8 protein-coding genes are annotated in these 19,694 nt (G+C 68.2%); 6 read left to right on the plus strand and 2 right to left on the minus strand.

Going from position 1 to position 19,694, the window contains the following annotated elements:
* Positions 1 to 7: 7 nt before the first annotated feature.
* The 6 genes from ACEN9P_RS11515 (at position 8) to ACEN9P_RS11540 (ending at position 17,221) form a co-directional block, all read left to right on the plus strand.
* A complete protein-coding gene (locus tag ACEN9P_RS11515) occupies positions 8 to 10,729 on the plus strand; it encodes a YDG domain-containing protein (protein WP_495622015.1) in 10,722 nt (3,573 codons plus the stop codon).
* Between the two features lie 120 nt (positions 10,730 to 10,849).
* Complete coding sequence (locus tag ACEN9P_RS11520; protein WP_495622016.1) at positions 10,850 to 11,887, plus strand: SPFH domain-containing protein; 1,038 nt, start codon at positions 10,850 to 10,852, stop codon at positions 11,885 to 11,887.
* A gap of 203 nt (positions 11,888 to 12,090) precedes the next feature.
* A complete protein-coding gene (locus ACEN9P_RS11525) occupies positions 12,091 to 13,608 on the plus strand; it encodes a DUF4178 domain-containing protein (RefSeq protein ID WP_477662204.1) in 1,518 nt (505 codons plus the stop codon).
* Positions 13,609 to 13,671: 63 nt separating this feature from the next.
* The gene (locus ACEN9P_RS11530; protein WP_477662205.1) at positions 13,672 to 13,893 is read left to right on the plus strand and encodes a DUF350 domain-containing protein; all 222 of its coding nucleotides are present in this window, start codon (positions 13,672 to 13,674) and stop codon (positions 13,891 to 13,893) included.
* Between the two features lie 188 nt (positions 13,894 to 14,081).
* Positions 14,082 to 15,629: a polyamine aminopropyltransferase gene (locus tag ACEN9P_RS11535; protein WP_495622017.1), complete on the plus strand. Its 1,548-nt coding sequence runs from the start codon at positions 14,082 to 14,084 to the stop codon at positions 15,627 to 15,629.
* A complete protein-coding gene (locus ACEN9P_RS11540) occupies positions 15,608 to 17,221 on the plus strand; it encodes an FAD-dependent oxidoreductase (RefSeq protein WP_495622018.1) in 1,614 nt (537 codons plus the stop codon). The genes ACEN9P_RS11535 and ACEN9P_RS11540 overlap by 22 nt, the downstream gene beginning before the upstream one ends.
* A gap of 178 nt (positions 17,222 to 17,399) precedes the next feature.
* Here the strand turns inward: ACEN9P_RS11540 and ACEN9P_RS11545 are convergent, their stop codons facing one another.
* Complete coding sequence (locus tag ACEN9P_RS11545) at positions 17,400 to 18,209, minus strand: FkbM family methyltransferase (protein ID WP_477662208.1); 810 nt, start codon at positions 18,207 to 18,209, stop codon at positions 17,400 to 17,402.
* A gap of 52 nt (positions 18,210 to 18,261) precedes the next feature.
* Positions 18,262 to 19,668 carry a hypothetical protein gene (locus ACEN9P_RS11550; protein ID WP_495622019.1) on the minus strand — a complete coding sequence of 469 codons (1,407 nt, stop codon included), beginning with the start codon at positions 19,666 to 19,668 and terminating at the stop codon, positions 18,262 to 18,264.
* Between the last annotated feature and the right edge of the window lie 26 nt (positions 19,669 to 19,694).

Raw genomic sequence — 19,694 nt, forward strand, 5'->3', positions numbered from 1 at the left:
GCCCATCATGAGCACCACCGCTTCCAGCCTCCACGCCGCCTACCGACCCTGGGCTGTGCGTACCGTGGTGGTCAGGATCTCGCGCAAGCTGCGCGCCACCTACCGCATCCGCAGCGGCCGCCGCCTGTCGCAGCTGCTTGCAACGCTGCTGGCCGCCGTTTCGCCCTGGGCTACCGCCTTGCCCGAAGGCGCGCAAGTGGTGGCCGGCCAGGCCAGCGTCAGCACGCCCTCGGCCAATGCCATGGTGGTCAACCAGGCCAGCGACAAGGCCGTGCTCAACTGGCAAAGCTTCAACATAGGCGCCGGCCAGTCCATGCAGTTCGTGCAGCCCGGCGCATCGTCCGTCGCGCTGAACCGCGTCATCGGCAACGGCGCCTCTTCCATCTTCGGCTCGCTCAGTGCCAACGGCCAGGTCTTCCTGGTCAACCCGTCGGGCGTGATGTTCGCGCCCGGCGCGCAGGTCAATGTGGGCGGCCTGGTCGCCTCCAGCCTGGACATCGGCAACGGCGACTTCATGGCCGGGCGCTACAGCTTCAGCGGCACGGGCACGGGCGCCGTCAGCAACTACGGCAGCATCAATGCCGCGCGCGGCGGTTATGTGCTGCTGGCCGCGCCGCAGGTCACCAACGCCGGCGCCATCAGCGCCGAGGCTGGTTCCGTCGGCCTGTTGGCAGGCTCGCGTGTGTCGGTTGACGCTTCAGGCGCGGGCCTGGTGCGCTTCTCGGTGGACGCTGCGGCCGCGCAGGCCGCGATCAACAACAGCGGCAGCATCACGGCCGCGGGCGGCCAGGTCGCCGTGCTGGCCAGCGCCATGGGCGACGCAATGGCCACCGTCATCAACCAGTCCGGCGTGATACGCGCCAACTCGGCGGTGGAGCGCAACGGCACGATTGTGCTGAGCGGCGGCGGCACCGGCGTGGTCCATGTCTCGGGCACGCTGGACGCCAGCGGCGCGGCGGCAGGCCAGAGCGGCGGCACGGTGCAGGTGCTGGGCGACAAGGTGGCGCTCGACAGCGGCGCTTCCATCAATGTGTCCGGCGCCGCGGGCGGCGGCACCGCGCTGGTGGGCGGCGATTACCAGGGCTCCAATGCCGCCGTGCAGAACGCCTCGCGCACCTACATCGCGGCGGGCGCCACGGTGCGTGCCGACGCAACCGACAGCGGCAAGGGCGGCAAGGTAGTGGTCTGGGCCGATGGCGACACCCGCCACAGCGGTGCCATCAGCGCGCGCGGCGGCGCCAACGGCGGCGATGGCGGTTTTGTCGAGGTCTCGGGCAAACAGCAGCTGGACCTGCACGGCAGCGTTGACGTGGCCGCGCCGGCCGGCAGCGGCGGACGCGTGCTGCTGGACCCGCAGGACATCCTGCTCAACGCCTCGGTCCAGCCCTCGCCGCCCAACAATGCCGACGGCACGCCCGATGTGGCTTTCGCCGACCCACCGGCCGCGAGCACCTACACCATCCAGGTCGCCGACGTCACCGGCTACAGCGAGCTCTACCTGCAGGCCACGAACAACATCACGCTGGCCAATGCGCTGGCCATGACGGCGGGCAACAAGGTCCGCTTTGAAGCCGGCAACACGATTGCCTTGAATGCCGCACTGACGGCCTCCGGTGGCGTGAATCTCTCAGGGGCCAGCATCACCAGCACGGCGGCCGGCACCATCACCACCACCGGCGCGGCCAACACCAATGCCGGCAACGTCACCCTCAACGCCACCGGCATCATCAACCTGGCCGGCGCCATCACCGCCACCGGTGGTGCGGCCAGCGCCGGCAACCCGGGCCGCAGCGGCGGCGCCGTCAGCATCACAGGTGCGGGCGTCACGGTTGCCGCCATCACGGCCAACGGCTCCGCCGGATCGGGCGCGGGGCAAACCGGCGGCGCCGGCGGCAACATCGGCATTACCTCCACCAATGGCATCAGCGCTACCGGCACCCTCACGGCCAGCGGCGCCAGTGGCGGCGCCGGCCCTTCGGTGGGCGGCAACGCGGGCAGCATCAGCGTGGCCAACAGCGGCGCCGGCAATATCGCCATCGGCGCGCTCACCGCGAGCACCGGCAATGCCGTGACCACAGGCGCGGGCGGCACGGCCGGCAGCATCTCGGTCACCAACAGCGCCGCCGGCGCCAGCCTGGGCACCGGCAACATCACCACGACCGGCGGCGCCAACGGCGACGGTGGTTCGGTCACGCTCAACTCTGCCGGTGCGCTGAGTGCGGGCACTGTCACCAGCAGCGGTGGCGGGACGCTGGCCAATACCTCGGGCCGCAATGCCGGCGCGATCAATATCACGGCAGCCGGCGCCATCACCGCGCTGGGCGCCGTGGCGGCCAGCGGCACCGGCGCCAACACGGCCGGCAACGGCGGCAATGCGGCCGCGGTCTCCATCACCGCGACAGGCGGCATCGCCGGTGCGGCCATTACCGCCAGCGGCGGGGTCGGTGCGGGCGCCAGCGGAACGGGCGGCAACGCCGGTGGCATCACAGTCGGCAACAGCGGCAGCGGCAACATCGTGACGGCGGCATTGACAGCGCAAACCGGCGCGGCCACAGGCACCGGCGTCGGCGGCACGGCCGGCAGCATCAGCGTCACCAATAACGCGGCCGCCGGCAACCTCAACACGGGCGCCATCAACACCGCGGGCGGCCCGGGCGGCAACGGCGGCGCGGTCGCACTGGCCTCGCAGGCCGGCGTCACCGTGACCGGCACCTTGAACACCAGCGGCACGGTGCTGGCCGCGGGCACGCGCGCCGGCAGTAATGCCGGCAACGTCACGATCACCGGCGTGGACCGCTCAGTCACCGGTGCCATCACCGCCAGCGGCAGCGCGGCCAACGGCACCAACCAGGCCGGCGGCAATGCCGGTGTGGTCGGCATCACCGGCAGCGGCACCCTGGGCGTTGCCGCGGGCATCACGGCCTCCACGGGCGCGGCCACCGGAACAGGTGCGGGCGGCACGGCCGGCAGCATCACGCTGAGCGGCACGGCCGTGACCACGGGCGCGCTGACCACCACGGGCGGCGCCAACGGCGACGGCGGCAATATCAGCGCCACCTCAACGGCCGGCGTGCTGACGGCGGGCGCCGTCAGCACCAGCGGCGGCGTGGCCAATGCGGGAACGAGCGGCCGCAACGCGGGCACCGTCACGCTGCAGGCCACGGGTGGTTTGCTGACCGGCACAACGGTCACGGCCAGCGGCACCAGCGGCACGCTGACAGGCGACCAGGCCGGCGGCAATGGCGCTGCGATTTCGATCACCGGCAACAGCGGCATCACGGTCACCAACCTGGCCGCCAGCGGCGGCGCGGCGGCCGGCAGCAACGCAGCCGGCGGCAATGCCGGCAGCATCACGCTCACCAACAGCGGCAGCGGCAATATCAGCACCGGCACCTTGGCCGCGCAGACCGGTAACGCGCTGGGCACAGGTACGGGCGGCACGGCGGGCAGCATCAGCGTCACCAACACGGCCGCAGCGGGAACACTGTCCACGGCCGCCATCACCACCACAGGCGGCGCCAAGGGCAATGGCGGCAATGTCAGCCTGTCGGCGCTGGGCCAGGTGTCCGTGTTGAACAACAACATCAACACCAGCGGCGGCGCCACGGTCAGCGGCCTGGCCGGCCGCAATGCCGGCACGGTCACCATCAGCGGTGCCGGCCTCAACATGGGCACAGGCACCATCACGGCCAGCGGCGGCGCGGCAGCGGCCACGTCCAGCCAGAAGGGCGGCAGCGGCGCGGCCATCAGCATCACTAGCACCGATGCCGTGACCACCGGCGCCCTCAGCGCCAGCGGCGGCGCGGGCGGCACCACCAACGGCGACGGCGGCGATGCCGGCAGCATCAGCGTACAGAACAACTCCGCCACGACTGGCGCGATCGCGCTGGGTGCGCTCACGGCGCGCACCGGCGCGGCGATGGGCACAGGCGCGGGCGGCGCGGCCGGCAGCATCAGCGTGAGCAACAGCGCGGCCGGCGCCAACCTCAGTACCGGCGCCATAGACAGCAGCGGCGCGGCGGGCGGCAACGGCGGTGCGGTCACGCTGGCATCGCAGGCCGGGGTGACGGTCGCCGGCACGCTGAACACCAGCGGCACCGTGCTGGCCGGCGGCACCGGCGCCGGCCGCAATGCGGGCAATGTCACGATCACGGGCGTGAACCGCTCGGTCACCGGCCTGGTCACCGCCAGCGGCAGTGCGGGCCTGGGTACCAACCAGGCTGGCGGCAATGCCGGCGTGGTCGGCATCACCGGCAGCGGCACGCTGGGCGTCGCCGCGGGCATCACGGCTTCGACCGGTGGCGCCACCGGCACAGGTGCGGGCGGTGCGGCCGGCAGCATCACGCTGAGCGGCACAACCATCACGGCCGGTGCGCTGACCACCACGGGCGGCGCCAACGGCGACGGCGGCAATATCAGCGCCACTTCAACGGCCGGCGTGCTGACGGCGGGCGCCGTCAGCACCAGCGGCGGCACGGCCAATGCCGGCACCTCGGGGCGCAATGCAGGCACCGTCACGCTGCAGGCCACGGGTGGTTTGCTGACCGGCACCACCGTCACCGCCAGCGGCACGGCAGGCACAGCCGCTGGCGACCAGGCCGGTGGCAACGGCGCGGCGATTTCCATCACCGGCAACAGCGGCGTCACGGTCACCAACCTGGCCGCCAGCGGCGGCGCAGCGGCCGGTACCAACGCGGCCGGCGGCAATGCCGGCAGCATCACGCTCAACAACAGTGGCAGCGGCAACATCAGCACCGGCACCCTGGTCGCGCAAACCGGCAATGCGCTGGGCACGGGCGCGGGCGGCACGGCGGGCAGCGTCAGCGTCACCAACACGGCGGCAGCAGGAACGCTCTCCACCGCGGCCATCACCACCACAGGTGGCGTCAAAGGCAACGGCGGCAATGTCAGCCTGTCGGCCCTGGGCCAGGTGTCCGTGCTCAACAACAACATCACCACCAGCGGCGGCACCACGGTCAGCGGCCTGGCCGGCCGCAATGCCGGCACGGTCACCCTCAACGGCGCCGGCGTCAACCTGGGCACAGGCACCATTACCGCCTCGGGCGGCGCGGCTGCGGCCGGCGCCAATGAAAAAGGCGGCAGCGGCGCAGCTGTCGGCATCACTTCCAGCGGAACGGTCACCACGGCGGCCATCACCGCCAACGGCGGCGCGGGCGGCACGACCAACGGCGACGGCGGCAATGCCGGCAGCATCAGCCTGGCCAACACGGTGGCCGGCAATGTCACCACGGGCGCGCTCACCGCGCAAAGCGGCAATGCGGCGGGCACCGGTGCCGGCGGCACGGCCGGCAGCGTCAGCGTGAGCAATGCCGCGGGCAACCTCACGACGGGTGCGATCTCCACCGTGGGCGGCACCTCGGGCCTGGGCGGCAATGTCAGTATTTCCGCCGCGAGCGGCACCGTGACGGTAGGCGGCATCGCCACCTCCGGCGGCGCCGCCACCGGCACGGCCAACGGCCGCAATGCCGGCACTGTCGATATTTCGGGGGCCGGCGTCAGCACGGCCGCCATCTCGGCCAACGGCAGCAATGGCAGCGGCACGGGCGCGGGCGGCAACGGCGGCGCGATCACCGTGAACTCCACGGCGGCCATCAACAGCAGCGGCACGCTGAACACCATAGGCGGCAACGGCGCGGGCGCCGGCCAGGCCGGCGGCCAGGGCGCGGCGGTGTCGCTGGTGTCCACAGGCGGCAATCTCTCGGTTGCCGCCATCACCACCAGCGGCGGCAACGGCGGCACGGGCGTGGCGGCGGGCGGCAACGCGGGCGGCATCACGCTCGATGCGGCGGGCGCCACGCCCACCATCACGCTGGCCGGCGGCCTCACGGCGCTGGGCGGCAGCCAGGCCGGCGGCGCGGTCTCGGGCGCCGGCGGTGCGATCCGCATCAAGGACGATGCCCTGCTCAACGCGGCCAGTATCACGCTGGACTCGCGCGGCGGCAATGCCGGCGCGGGCGTAGGCGCCAACATCCAGTTTGACGGCGCCGTCAACAGCCAGGCTTCGGGCCGCGCGCTGGTGCTGCAATCGGGCAATGGCGACGTGGGCATTGCCGGCACCACGGGCGCCGGCCTGGCGCTGTCGGCGCTGACCGTGACGGCCAACGACATCGCCGTGGGCGCCATAGGCGGCGCATCGGCCGGTGTCACCGGCGCCACCTCGCTGACGGCCACCACCAGCGGCGCCGACACCGGCGACATCAGCCTGAACGGCGCGCTCAACGTCAACGCACTGACTATGACGGCGGGAAGCGCCCTCACGCAGACCAGCGCCATCAAGGCCAGCACCGCCACCCTGACGGCCGGTGCCGGCAACAACATCACGCTGAACAATGCCGGCAACGACTTCACCGGCGCGGTGACCGTGGTCTCCGGGCTCAACGTCAGCCTTGCGGACGCCAATGCGCTGGCGCTGGGTACTTCCACCGTCTCGGGCACGCTGGCCGTGAACACCAGCGGCGCCATCACGCAAACCGGCGCCCTCACCGTGACCGGCGCCACCACGCTGGCGGCCGGCGCGGCCAACGACATCACGCTGGCCAATGCCGGCAACAACTTCTCAAGTGTGGCCGTCACCAGCGGCAACAATGTTTCGCTGCGCGACAGCAACGCCATCGTGCTGGGCACGTCCACGGCCAATACCAGCTTGACGGTCGTGGCCGGCGGTGCCATCACCCAGACGGGCGCCATCAGCGCGCCCACGCTGGTGGCCAAGACGCTGTCCGCGGGCACGGCCAACATCACGCTGAACAACGCCGGCAATGAGGCCACCAGCGTGGACCTGCGCGCGCGCAATGCCGCCGACACGGCCAATGCCGCCGGCGCGATTGCCTACCGCGACGCCACCGGTTTCGACGTGGCCGCCGTCAACACCACGGGCACGCTGACGCTGCAATCGAACGGCAATATCACCCAGTCGGGCGCCGTGACGGCCGCTTCGCTGGCCGTGGCCGGCACCGGCGCCGGTTCCTTGAACTTCGGCAGCTCGGCCAATGCCATCGCCGCCCTGAACGGCATCACGGCGGCCGGCGGCTTCGCGCTGAACAACGGCAACAACGGCGTGACGCTGACGGGCAACCTCGGCACCACCAACAGCGCGGTGTCCATAGACACCGGCACCGGCAGCTACACGCAGAACGCGAATATCGACGTGACGGCCGGCAGCGGCCCCATCACCATCACGGCCGACACGGTCGCCATCGCCGCGAACACCGGCAACAACGCGCTGGCCACCAGCGGCGTGCTCACGCTCAAGGCCAAGACCGCGAACCGCGCCATGTCGCTGGCCGGCGCGTCCGGCTTTGACCTCACGGCCGCGGAAATCACCGCCTTCGCCACCGGCGCCACCGGCCCCATCGTCATCGGCGACACGGCCAGCACCGGCGTGATGACAATCGGCGGGCCGGTCGCCCTGGCCGGCAAGACCCTGACGCTCAACGCCGGCTCCATCACCGATACCGGTGTGCAGACCATCACCGCGCAGAACGTCTCGCTCAATGCCAACGGCCAGATCGGCACGGACGCCAGCAACGGCATCGACGTCGCGGCGAGCAACCTCAGCGTCAACACCACAGGCAATGCCAATGCCTTTGTGCGCACCGGCGCAGTCAATCTGGGCGTGGGAACAAGCGCGTCCAGCGTCGGAAGCGGCACACTGGACCTTACAGCCACTGGCGCGGTTACACAGACGGCGTCAACCGGCAATATCACGGCCGGGACGCTCAACGTCAAGACGCTTTCGGCGGGTACTGCCAACATCGCGCTGACCAATAGCGCCAATGATGCCGCCGTCATTAACTTGCAGGCACGCAATGCGGGCGACACGGCCAACGCATCAGGCACTATCCGGTACACCGATGCCAATGGGGTGGCAATTGCCGCGGTCGCCACGGCCGGCGATGCAACACTTTCAGCGAGTGGTGCTGTCACGCAGTCCGGGGCCATAAGCGCATCCGGCCTGGCGTTAACCGGCACCGGGGGCGCCTACACCTTGGGCCATACCGGAAATGCCGTCACCACCCTGGCGGCCAGCACGACCAGCGTGGACTACAAACAAAGCGGCGCGCTGGTGGTTGGAACTGTGGGCGCGGTGGCAGGTGTAACCACTGTCGGCTCCACCCGCATCGAAACCACCGGCGCGGCCTCCAACCTCACGCTGAACAACGCCGTGAGTTCTTCCGCCACCGGCGATGCCGTGGTCCTCAAGGCCGGCAGTTCCAATGCGGCCGGCACCAGCACCGGCGGCCAGCTCATCAACAACGTGGGTGCGGGCGGCATTGTGGCTGCCTCCGGCCGTTACCTGGCCTACAGCGGCGACCCGGGAACCACGCTGGAGGGCGTCACCGGCTACAGCAAGCGCTACAACAGCGATGCCAGCTATGTGCCGGCCGGCGGCGCCAACACCTTCCTCTACCGTATCGCGCCGACCCTGACCGTCACGGCCGACAACAAGACCAAGGTGTATGGCGACAGCAACCCGCTGCTGACCGGCGTGGTCGGCGGCCTGATCGACGGCGACACCGCCGCCGGCGTGGGCGTCGGCTACAGCACCACCGCGGTGGACAGGACGGCCGTCGCCGCCGGCCCGGTGGCCATCACCGCCAGCGCCACCAACAATGAAAACTACACCCTGGCCCTGACCAACGGCGCCTTGACCATTACCCAGCGGGCCCTGACCGTCACGGCCACCGGCCAGAACCGTGTCTACGACGGCGGCAGCGCCGCCACCGTGACGCTGGCCGACAACCGCCTGGCCGGCGATGTGCTCAGCGCCAGCAACACCTCGGCCGCCTTCCTCGACAAGAACGTGGGCATCGCCAAGACCGTCAACGTGGGCGGCATCAGCATCAGCGGCACGGACGCCGGCAACTACAGCGTCAACACCACGGCGGCCACCACGGCCGACATCACGCAGCGGGCCCTCACGGTCAGCGCCACCGGCCAGAACCGGGTCTATGACGGTGGCACCGTCGCTACCGTCACCTTGAGCGACAACCGCGTTGCGGGCGATGTGCTCAGCACCAGCAACACCGCTGCCAGCTTCGCCGACAAGAATGTGGGAACCGGCAAGGCCGTCAGCGTGAGCGGCATCGGCATCAGCGGTACCGACGCCGGCAACTACAGCGTCAACACCACGGCAGCCACCACGGCCGACATCACGCAGCGGGCCCTCACGGTCAGCGCCACCGGCCAGAACCGGGTTTATGACGGCGGCACGGTTGCCACCGTCACCTTGAGCGACAACCGCGTCGCCGGCGATGTGCTCAGCGCCAGCAATACCGCTGCCAGCTTTGCCGACAAGAATGTGGGAACCGGCAAGACCGTCAGCGTGAGCGGCATCGCCATTACCGGCACCGATGCGGCTAACTACAGCGTCAACAGCACGGCCGCCACCACGGCCAACATCACCCAGCGCGCCCTCACGGTCAGTGCCACCGGAAGCAACAAGGTCTATGACGGCGGCACCACCGCTGGCGTGACCCTGACGGACAACCGCGTGGCCGGTGACGTGCTCAGCGCCAGCAACACGGCCGCGAACTTTGCTGACAAGAATGTGGGAACAGGCAAAGCCGTGAGCGTCAGCGGTATCGGTATCAGCGGCACGGACGCCGGCAACTACAGCGTCAACAGCACGGCGGCGACCACGGCCGACATCACACAGCGCGCCCTCACTATCAGCGCCACCGGCCAGAACCGGGTTTACGACGGCGGCACCGCCGCCGGAGTGACTCTCACAGACAACCGCGTTGCCGGCGACGTGCTCACTGCCAGCAATACCTCGGCCACCTTCGCCGACAAGAATGTGGGAACCGGCAAAGCCGTGAGCGTCAGCGGTATCGGTATCAGCGGCACCGATGCCGGCAACTACACATTCAACACCACGGCCGCGACCACGGCCAACATCACCCAGCGCGCGCTCACCGTGGGCGCCGCGGCACAAAACAAGGTGTACGACGGCGGCACCGCCGCGACCGTGACGCTGGGCGACAACCGGGTCGCCGGCGACGCGCTCTCCACCAGCAACACGTCGGCGAACTTCACCGACAAGAACGCGGGCGCCGGCAAGACAGTGAACGTCGGCGGCATCGCCATCACGGGCACCGATGCCGGCAACTACAGCGTCAACACCACGGCCGCCACCACGGCCACCATCACGCCGGCCTCGATCGCGAACGTCAGCGGCATCACCGCCGCCGACAAGGTGCAGGACGGCACTACAGCCGCCACGCTGGCGACCGGCGCCGCTGCCTTTACCGGCCGCATCGGCGCGGATGTGCTCACGGTGGGCACGGCGACCGGCAACTTCGACACCCCCGCCGTCGGCAGCGGCAAACCCGTCAGCATCACCGGCATCACGCTGTCGGGCGCCGACGCCGGCAACTACGTGCTGCTCAACACCACGGCCGCCACCACGGCCAGCATCACGCCGGCGCCTGCCAATATGGCCGAGCGCAGCGGCGACGCGCGCATGGCCAATGGAACGGCGCTGCCGGTGCTGGAAGCCGACGACAGTCGCGAGCAGGCTTTCCGCCGCGCCGCCGGCATACGGCCCGCGATCGAGCTGGCCGGCACGGCGCAAACGCCGGCTTTCAGCCTGGCGGGTTTTCCCGATACACGCAGCCCCGACGGCCCGGCCCAGGCCGATTGCACGGGCGCGGGCAGCCGCGTGGCCTGCCTGGCCGACCCGGTGGAAGCAGGCCAGGGGCAGTAAACGGCGCCGTCCGGCGCCGCTTTTCTTTTCCGGCCTGTTTTGGCGGACAGAAATGGCTGCCCGGGCGCCATTTCCGGCGGTTATCATGTGGCCGACAACTCACTTCAAAGGGAGCGCGCCATGGCCTTAATGGACTTCATCAAGAAACAGTTCATCGACATCATCCAGTGGACCGAGGCCGGCGACGGAACCCTGGCCTGGCGCTTCCCGATGGCCGACATGGAGATCCAGTACGGCGCCTCGCTGACCGTGCGCGAGTCGCAGATGGCGGTGTTTGTCAACGAAGGCAAGGTCGCCGACGTGTTCGGCCCCGGCATGTACAAGCTGACCACGCAGACCATCCCGGTGCTGACCTACCTCAAGAACTGGGACAAGCTGTTCGAGTCGCCTTTCAAGAGCGACGTTTATTTCTTCAGCACCCGCCAGCAGATAGACCAGAAATGGGGCACGCCCCAGCCCATCACGATTCGCGACAAGGATTTCGGCGCCGTGCGCCTGCGTGCCTTCGGCAACTACAACTTCCGCATCGCCGATCCCAAGCTTTTCCACAGCGAAATCTCGGGCACGCGTGATCGCTACACCACCGACGAGCTTGACGGCCAGCTGCGCGGCCTGGTGCTGCAGAATATTTCCGCCGCCATCGCCTCCAGCAACATCGCTTTCCTGGACCTGGCCGCGAACCAGCTCGTGTTTGCGCAGGCGCTGGCGGCGCAACTCGTGCCCGAGTTTGCAAAAATAGGCTTGAAGCTCGAAGGCATGACGGTGCAGAACCTCTCGCTGCCCGAAGAGCTGCAAAAAATCCTGGACCAGAAAATCGGCATGGGCATGGTCGGCAACGACATGGGCAAGTTCATGCAGTACCAGACGGCGCAGGCGATTCCCAAATTCGCCGAGGGCGCGGGCTCGGGCGGCGGCATTGCCGGCGACGCCATGGGCCTGGGCGCCGGCGTCGCGCTGGGCCAGGTGCTCGCGCAAAACCTGCAGCAAGGCCTGCAGGGCGGTGGCAACGCGGCCCAGGCCGCCGCGGCGGCGGCGGCCGTGAAGCCCGACGACGTGATGGCCACGCTCGAGAAACTCGGCGAACTCAAGGCCAAGGGCATACTCACGCAGGAAGAGTTCGACGCCAAGAAGGCCGAGCTGCTCAAGAAGCTGGTCTGAGAATGTGGCCCCCACGCTTGTCACTTCGTGTACTACGCGAGGCCTTGCAGGCCGCGGCTCGCGAGACGCTTCGCCTCTGTCGCCCGTCCAAAGCTGCTCAAGCAGCTTTGGAGCCGCGGGCTCCAGCCCCTCGGGGGCCGTCGCTTGCTCGGGGCGGCCCTTCGCTGCGCGAGTCCTCTGTCTGGCGTTGACCTTCATCTGCCGTGACTGACGTCACTCCGCAACGCGCCTACCGCGCGCCGTGCCCCGGCTGCGGCGCGCCCGTTGAATTTCGCAGCGCGCAGTCCACGCACGCGGTGTGCGGCTATTGCCAGAGCACCGTCGTGCGCGACGGCGACACCTTGTCGCGCATCGGCAAGATGGCCGAGCTGTTCAATGACTTCAGCCCGCTGCAGCTGCAGGCCTCAGGGACCTGGCAAGGCCGCAATTTCACGCTGGTCGGCCGGCTGCAATACCAGTACGCGCAAGGTACCTGGACCGAGTGGTACGCGGTGCTGGACGACGGCAAAGCCGCCTTCCTGAGCGAAGACAACGGCGCCTATGTCTTCAGCCTGCCCACCAGCCTGCAGCGCGCCGTGCCGCCGGCCGAGAATTTCCGCGTGGGCGCGACCACGGCCATCAATGCCAAGCCCTTCAGCGTGGCGTCCAACGAACGTGTGTCGCTGCTCTCGGCCCAGGGCGAGCTGCCGCGCCTGCCGGCATTGGGCTCGCCCTTTGCGATGGTGGAGCTGCGCAGCGCCGACGGCGACGTGCTCAGCGTCGACTACGGCACCGTTGCCACCGGCGGCGCGCCCGTGCTGTCACTGGGCCGCTCCGTGCTGCTGGACGACTTGAAACTCACGGGCCTGAAGGACGAATCCGCCAAGGACGAAAGCGGCAAGCAGTTCAGCTGCCCGAATTGCGGTGCACCTGTCGAGGTCACGCTGGCCGGCAGCAAAAGCATTACCTGCCGTTCCTGCAACAGCATCATCGACCTCACGCAGGGCACGGGCGCCGCGCTCAAGCACGCGATCCAGGACGAGCCCGTCAGCCCGCTGATCGCTCTGGGCAGCACAGGCCAATTGCAAGGCGTGCAGTGGCAGGTCGTGGGTTTCCAGCACCGCATGGGCTACGAGGCCGACGACCCGGACGAGCACTTCGGCTGGGATGAATACCTGCTCTACAACCAGAAGCGCGGCTTCACCTTCCTGGTGGATTCCGAAGACGGCTGGAGCCTGGTCAAGCCGGTCACGGGTGCGCCTATCTTCAAGCCCGGCCAGAACAGCGCCGTCTACCTCAAGACAAACTACCCGCTGCAAAGCAGCTACAGCGCCGAGACGACTTATGTCGCCGGTGAGTTTTACTGGCAGGTTCAGCGCGGGCAGAAAACGTTTAACCGCGATTTCGCGAGCGGCAGCGCCCTGCTTTCGCAGGAAGAAGCGCCCAATGAGATCACCTGGTCCAGCGGCAGCAAGCTGGACGGCGATCTGGTCGCCAAGGCCTTCAAGCTCGAGGGCAAGAAGGACTTGTTCAAACGCTCGGACGCCAAGCCCCTGAGCAGCTCGGCCGGCATGGGCTGCGGCACCATCATCATCGTGGTGTTGCTGATACTGGTGCTGCTGTTTGTCATAGGCCGCTGCTCAAGCTGCGACCCGAAGTATGAAAATTGTTCCTCGTCCAGCAGCTCGCGCAGTTCGGGCGGCTCGTTCGGCGGTTTTTCCGGCGGGGGCGGCCACAAATGAAGGCCGCCTCTTTTTGCTTCTTTGTCTTCTGCGCAAGCTGGCAGACCTTTTCTGGAGACCATCATGGGACTTGAATGGCTTAAACCCGCGGCTTTCCTGGGCTCGATACTTTTCGCGCTGATAGGCGTGGTCATCTTCTGGCTCAGCTTTGTCATCATCGACAAGATGACGCCCTATGACCTGTGGCTGGAGATTGTCGAGAAGCAGAATGTGGCGCTGGCGCTGGTTGTCGCCGCGATGGCGCTAGGCATCTGTGTCATAGTAGCCGCCGCCATCCACGGCTGATCTTTCCCGGCTACTGCGCGGACCGGGGGCGGCGTTGGTCCGGTGCTCCGAATCCTCACGTACTTCAAGTACGTTCCGGTTCGTCCGCTCCGTCCGCCTTGCCCGCGGCCCGCTCGCTACGCCCTACGCGCCGCTGTTTTGACCGGCTCGCTTCGCATCGCGTTTTTTCTTCCACCTTCGGTTTCATTTTGAACACTGAGTCACCTACTCCCCCCACCCCGCGCCCTCTCGAGGTCGCGCTGCTGGCCAGCGTCTTTGTCGTGGCGGCATGCGGGCTGGTGTATGAGCTCGCTGCGGGGGCCTTGGCTTCTTACCTGCTCGGCGACTCGGTGCTGCAGTTTTCGACCATCATCGGCAGCTATCTGTTCGCCATGGGCATAGGCTCCTGGCTGTCGCGGTTTTTCGAGCGGCAGCTGCCCGCGCATTTTTTGCGCATTGAATTGATGGTGGCGCTGGTGGGCGGCGCCTTGCCGGCCCTGCTGTTTCTGGCCAATGCCTATGTGCCCGGCGCATTCCGGTTTTTGCTGTATGCCCTGGTGCTGCTGGTGGGCACGCTGGTGGGGCTGGAGATTCCGCTGGTCATGCGCATACTGCGGCGCAACGTGGCGCTCAAGGAGCTGGTCTCGCAGGTGCTGACCTTCGATTACCTGGGCGCGCTGGCCGTGTCGCTGGCTTTTCCACTGGTGCTGGTGCCGCATCTGGGCCTGATACGCACCGGCCTGCTGTTCGGCCTCATGAATGCGGCTGTCGCGCTGTGGGCGCTGTGGCTGTTTCGCGCTGAGCTGCGGCACCTCAGGTCGCATGCCGTCGCCTGCTTCGCCGTCTTATGCGCATTGGCGGCCGGTTTTGCGGGCGCCAACCAGATCACCACGCTGGCCGAAGACCATTTCTACCAGGACCGCGTGGTCTTCACCGCCACCACGCCTTACCAGCGCATCGTGGTGACCAACGGCCGTGGCGGCCACAGGCTGTTCCTCAACGGCAACCTGCAGTTTGCCGAGCGCGACGAATACCGCTACCACGAGGCGCTGGTGCACCCGGTGATGAGCGCGCACGGCGCGCCCAAAAAAGTCGCCGTGCTGGGCGGCGGCGACGGCATGGCGGTGCGCGAGATCCTCAAGTACCCCAGCGTGGAGAGTGTCACGCTGGTCGAGCTGGACCCGGCCATGACGGATCTCTTCAGCCAGCAGCCGGCCTTGAAGCGCCTGAACGGCGAGGCGCTGCTGTCGCCCAAGGTGAAGGTGGTGAACGCCGACGCCTTCCAGTGGCTGGACAAAAGCGCGGACATGTTCGACATCATCGTGGTCGACTTCCCGGACCCCACCAATTTTTCGATCGGCAAGCTCTACACCAACTCGTTTTACGCGCTGCTGGACCGGCACTTGTCGGCCAGCGGTTATGCCGTGATCCAGACCACCTCGCCGCTGGTGGCGCGCCGCAGCTTCTGGACGGTGGTGGCCACGCTGGAGGCCGTGGGCTTGAAGACCGCGCCTTACCACGCCAATGTGCCCAGTTTTGGCGAATGGGGTTTTGTGGTCGCCAGCCGCCGGCCTTTCAGCCCTACGACGCAAACCGGTGCCCTGCCGGCCGGCCTGCGTTTCCTGGATGCGCAAACCCTGCCGCTGCTGTTTGACTTTCCGGTTGACATGGCCCGCGTGCCGGCGCCGGTCAACCGGCTCTCCAACCAGGAACTGGTGCACAGCTATGAGCAGGAATGGGGCAAGGTGCTGCGTTGAAGCGCCGTGACTTTCTGGCGGCCTCCACGCTGCCGCTGCTGGGCTGCAAGGAGACCCGACAGATCGAAGGCGGCTTCCTGGGCGCGAACCATGAACGCGGCCACCTGCTGCGGCCCGGCGAGCCCGGCAAAGACCGCACCTGGCCCGCTCCCTCCGTCACCCGGCGCACCCGTGTGCTGATTGCCGGCGGCGGCGTTGCCGGCCTCGCGGCGGCGCGCGCGCTGCGCCTGCGCGGCATGGACGATTTCGCCATGCTGGAGCTGGAGGACAGCGCCGGCGGCAACAGCCGCGGCGGCGTGGTCGGTGGCCTGCCGTGTCCCCTGGGCGCGCACTACCTGCCGGTGCCCGGCGACGCCGCGCGCGACGTGCAGGACCTGCTGGAAGAGCTGTCGCTGCGCCGGCGCGTGGCCGGGCGCTGGGAGTATGACGAGCGCCATCTGTGCCACAGCCCGCAGGAGCGCCTCTTCATCCACGGCCAGTGGCAGGAGGGACTGCTGCCCCTGCCGGAGATGGATATCGCTTTGCTGGCCGACTACCAGCGTTTTGCGCGCCTGGTGCAGCAAGCCTCGGCCGCCGCGCCTTTTTCGATTCCGCTGTCAGCCGGCGCAACGGCGCCGCAACACCGCGCGCTCGACGCCCTGACCTTTGAAGCCTGGCTGGACCAGCAGCAGCTCACGCGCGCGCCGCTGCGCTGGTACCTGGACTACTGCTGCCGCGACGACTACGGCGCGGGCCTGGACAGCGTCTCGGCCTGGGCCGGCATCCACTACTTCGCGAGCCGCCACGGCTTCCAGGCGCCCGGCGAGCCGCCTTCGGCCGAGCGCGATGCCGGCGTGCTGACCTGGCCCGAGGGCAACGGCTGGCTGACCCGGAAACTGGCCGCACCGCTGGGCGAGCGTCTGCACACAGGCCGCATCGTGATCCGCGTCGCCGCGGGCCGGCACGGCGTGGAGGTCGATGCCTTCAATGCGGCCACGCAGTCGGTGGAACGCTGGCAGGCCGAGCAATGCATCCTGGCCCTGCCCCTGTTCGTGGCCGCGCGTGTCGTCGAAAACCCGCCGCCTGCGCTGGGCGAAGCCGCCGGCCAGCTGCGTTACGCGCCCTGGCTGGTCGCCAACCTGCACATCGATGAGGCCCTGCACGACAGGCCAGGCGCCGCGCCCAGCTGGGACAACGTGATCTACGGCGACAAGCCCGGCCTGGGCTATGTCGACGCCACACACCAGAGCCTGCAGGCCGTGCCCGGCGCCACGGTGCTCACCTATTACCGCGCCTTTGGCATAGGCACGGCCGGCCGCAAAACCTTGTACGAACGGCCCTGGACACACTGGCGCGACAGCGTGCTGGCTGAACTCTCGGTGCCGCACCCCGACCTGCCCGGCAAGGTCACGCGCATGGATGTCATGCGGTATGGGCATGCGATGAGTACGCCGGTGCCTGGCGTTCGCAGCAGCGCGGCACTGCGGGCGCTACAGAGGGTTTTGCCTGTGCCCTGGCAGCGCTTGCATTTTGCGCACAGTGATTTGTCGGGGTATTCGGTGTTTGAGGAGGCGTTTACGCAAGGGCACCGGCGGGGGATGGGGTTGGTTTAGCCGGGTCTTGCTCCGGCTGAGTGCGCTCTTCTCCTCCATCTCCTCTTTTCTCTGCTGAGAGCGGCTGGCCGGGTCTCGCCCCGGCCAACCACCCTCAGCAGAGTAAGCAGAAAGACGAAGAGAGGAGAAGGAGAGAAGGGAGAGAGCGCGCCCGCCGGCGCAAGACCCGGCAAACTTCTCAAGCCGAGTACGGCGTAATCGCCACCTTCCCAAGCGAGGGATCCCCCGCATGGATCGCAAGAACATTGATCCCCATCTGGTATTGCCGGTAACCCTGCGCATCGAGCAGGCGGCGCAGCGCCTCGCCGTCGGTTTTGAGCGACTCGATCAGCATCTGGGGTTTGTGGGCTTCGAGGGTTTTGAGCGCACCGGCCAGGCCTTCGAGTTCCATGCCCTCGATGTCCATCTTGATGAAGTCCAGGCGGGGGAGCTTCAGGCCGTCCACCGTGATCATCCTGACCGTCTGGCTGCCCTGGGCCGAATAGTCGATGGGCTGCCCGATGAATTCGTTTTTCTCGCTCTGGCGCAATTCGAGCGAGCCGAAGCTCGCGGGCTTGAGGTAGTCGGGCCTGGGAATTTTCAGCTCGCCTTCCTGCGCGCCAAGCGCGGCGTGATGGGCCTCCGCGTTGAAGCAGTTGTTGATGGCGATGTTGCCGGCGAGGGCGTAAAAAATTCGTTCCTGGGCTTCGACGGCGATGACCTTGCCCCAGCCATGCATATGCCTGGCCCACTCGACGGTGTGAACGCCGATGTTGGCGCCTATGTCCAGCGCGGCCACCCCGTCCCCGAAAAGCTCCCGGCGCAAGGTCAGCAGCTGCAGGACCATGGCGACTTCCTGCGGATCGAACTGGGAGTTCTGGAAAATCTGGTGCCCGACGCCATAGCCGTCCGTGTCGTTGACCATGTGGTAGTCGTTGCGGTTGACGATCATGGTTCCGTGGTTGGAGGAAGCCAGGACAAAAGGCAGGGGGCGAGAAACAAAGGTCATGGCAGGTTTTCCCGGTTGCGCAAAAATCTGGAGGAGGCAGGCCGGCCCGAGATCAGGTGCCCGGCGCGGCGGCGCCGCTGAACTGCCGGCGCAGCGCCTCGCCGGCAATGCCCGCCGCCTCTTCCCAGGCACCCAGCGCCGGGGCTCTTGCGATGGACATGCCCGGGTACCACGGCGACGCCGTGGGGTGTTTTTCCCAGCGCCACTCGGCCGCATGGTTGGCCAGCAGAATCGTCGGCGTTCCCATGGCAGCCGCGCCGTGGAGCAGCCCGCTGTCGATGCTGACCAGCGCATCGAGCTCGCCGGCCAGCGCGATGCTGCGGTCGAAGGGCAGCGATACCGGAACCGTCGTGAAATGCCGGGTGTCCCGGCTGCGGGAGTCTTCAAGCCAGCGCGTGCGCTGGTAACCGCGCTGAAAGACCACCCAGTGCACCTCGTGCATCGCCAGCAGTTCGTGGAGTTGCTGCAGCTTCAGGCTTCTGCTGCCGAACATGGCCGGGCTTTCATTGGCCGACCAGAAAAGCCCGACGCAGGGCCGGCCCCCGGCGTTGGCGCGAATCGAATCCAGCAGCGCCGTGTCCTGGTACGCGGGCGACTTTGCCACGTAGCGGCTTCTGGCGGCATAGCCGAAGTCCGGGAAAAGCGCCGCAAACAGGGTGAAAGGGTCCGTCCACAGGGCCTCACCGGAAGCGCCCAGGTGGTAGCCGCGCTGCGCCAGCAAGGGCGCGACCTCGTCACGCTCGGCCGGCAGAAGCTGTAGCACGTCCGGATCCCAGCCGGTCAGCTCGACCTGCACGCCCGCGCATGCGAGGATGGCCGCATACCGCAGCCACTGCATGCGGTCGCCGATCCCGCCGCGCCCCTCCAGCCGCAAAACCCGGGGCAGCTCCTTGCCGCCGTTCCAGTAAGTGCCGGTATCGAACTGCGGGTACATGCAGTTCCAGGCCGCCGGTGTGCAGTAGCTTTCGTGATAAGCCGGCACCCCGCCGGCAATGCCGTGCAGGCGCATGCGGCTTTGCGCCGCCATCATGAGCCGCATGTGATGGTTGAGCTCCCCGCAGGAATTGCCCGGCTCCAGCGCCAGGGTTTCCTTGTCGAAGCCCAGGGGCGACCAGCCTTCGGCAAACATTTGCGCATTCAGCCCGGGATGCATGCCCGCCCGCTCCGCCATGCGCGCCAGCTCGAGCCGGCCCAGTTCGCGCAGCCCCAGCTGGGCGCAGACGTCGGTCAGGTGGTAGCGGTGGTTCACATAGCCGGGGAAGTCATGGCCGGTCTTGAGGTACAGGTCCAGGGCCTGGGTGAACTCGCTCGCGCGGTAATGCGCGTCCGCCCGGCCGGCCCAATATTCTGGCGTGCCGGATTCGCTGTGGTGCACTCCGTCAAGAAAGGCGCGGCACTCCTGTAGCCGGCCTTGCAAAAGGCCGTCATTGAAGTTTTGCCAGTTGATGGAATCCGTCAATGGGAGTGCCTCGCCGCGGCAAGGCC

The organism is Polaromonas sp. Polasp52 (assembly GCF_059491565.1).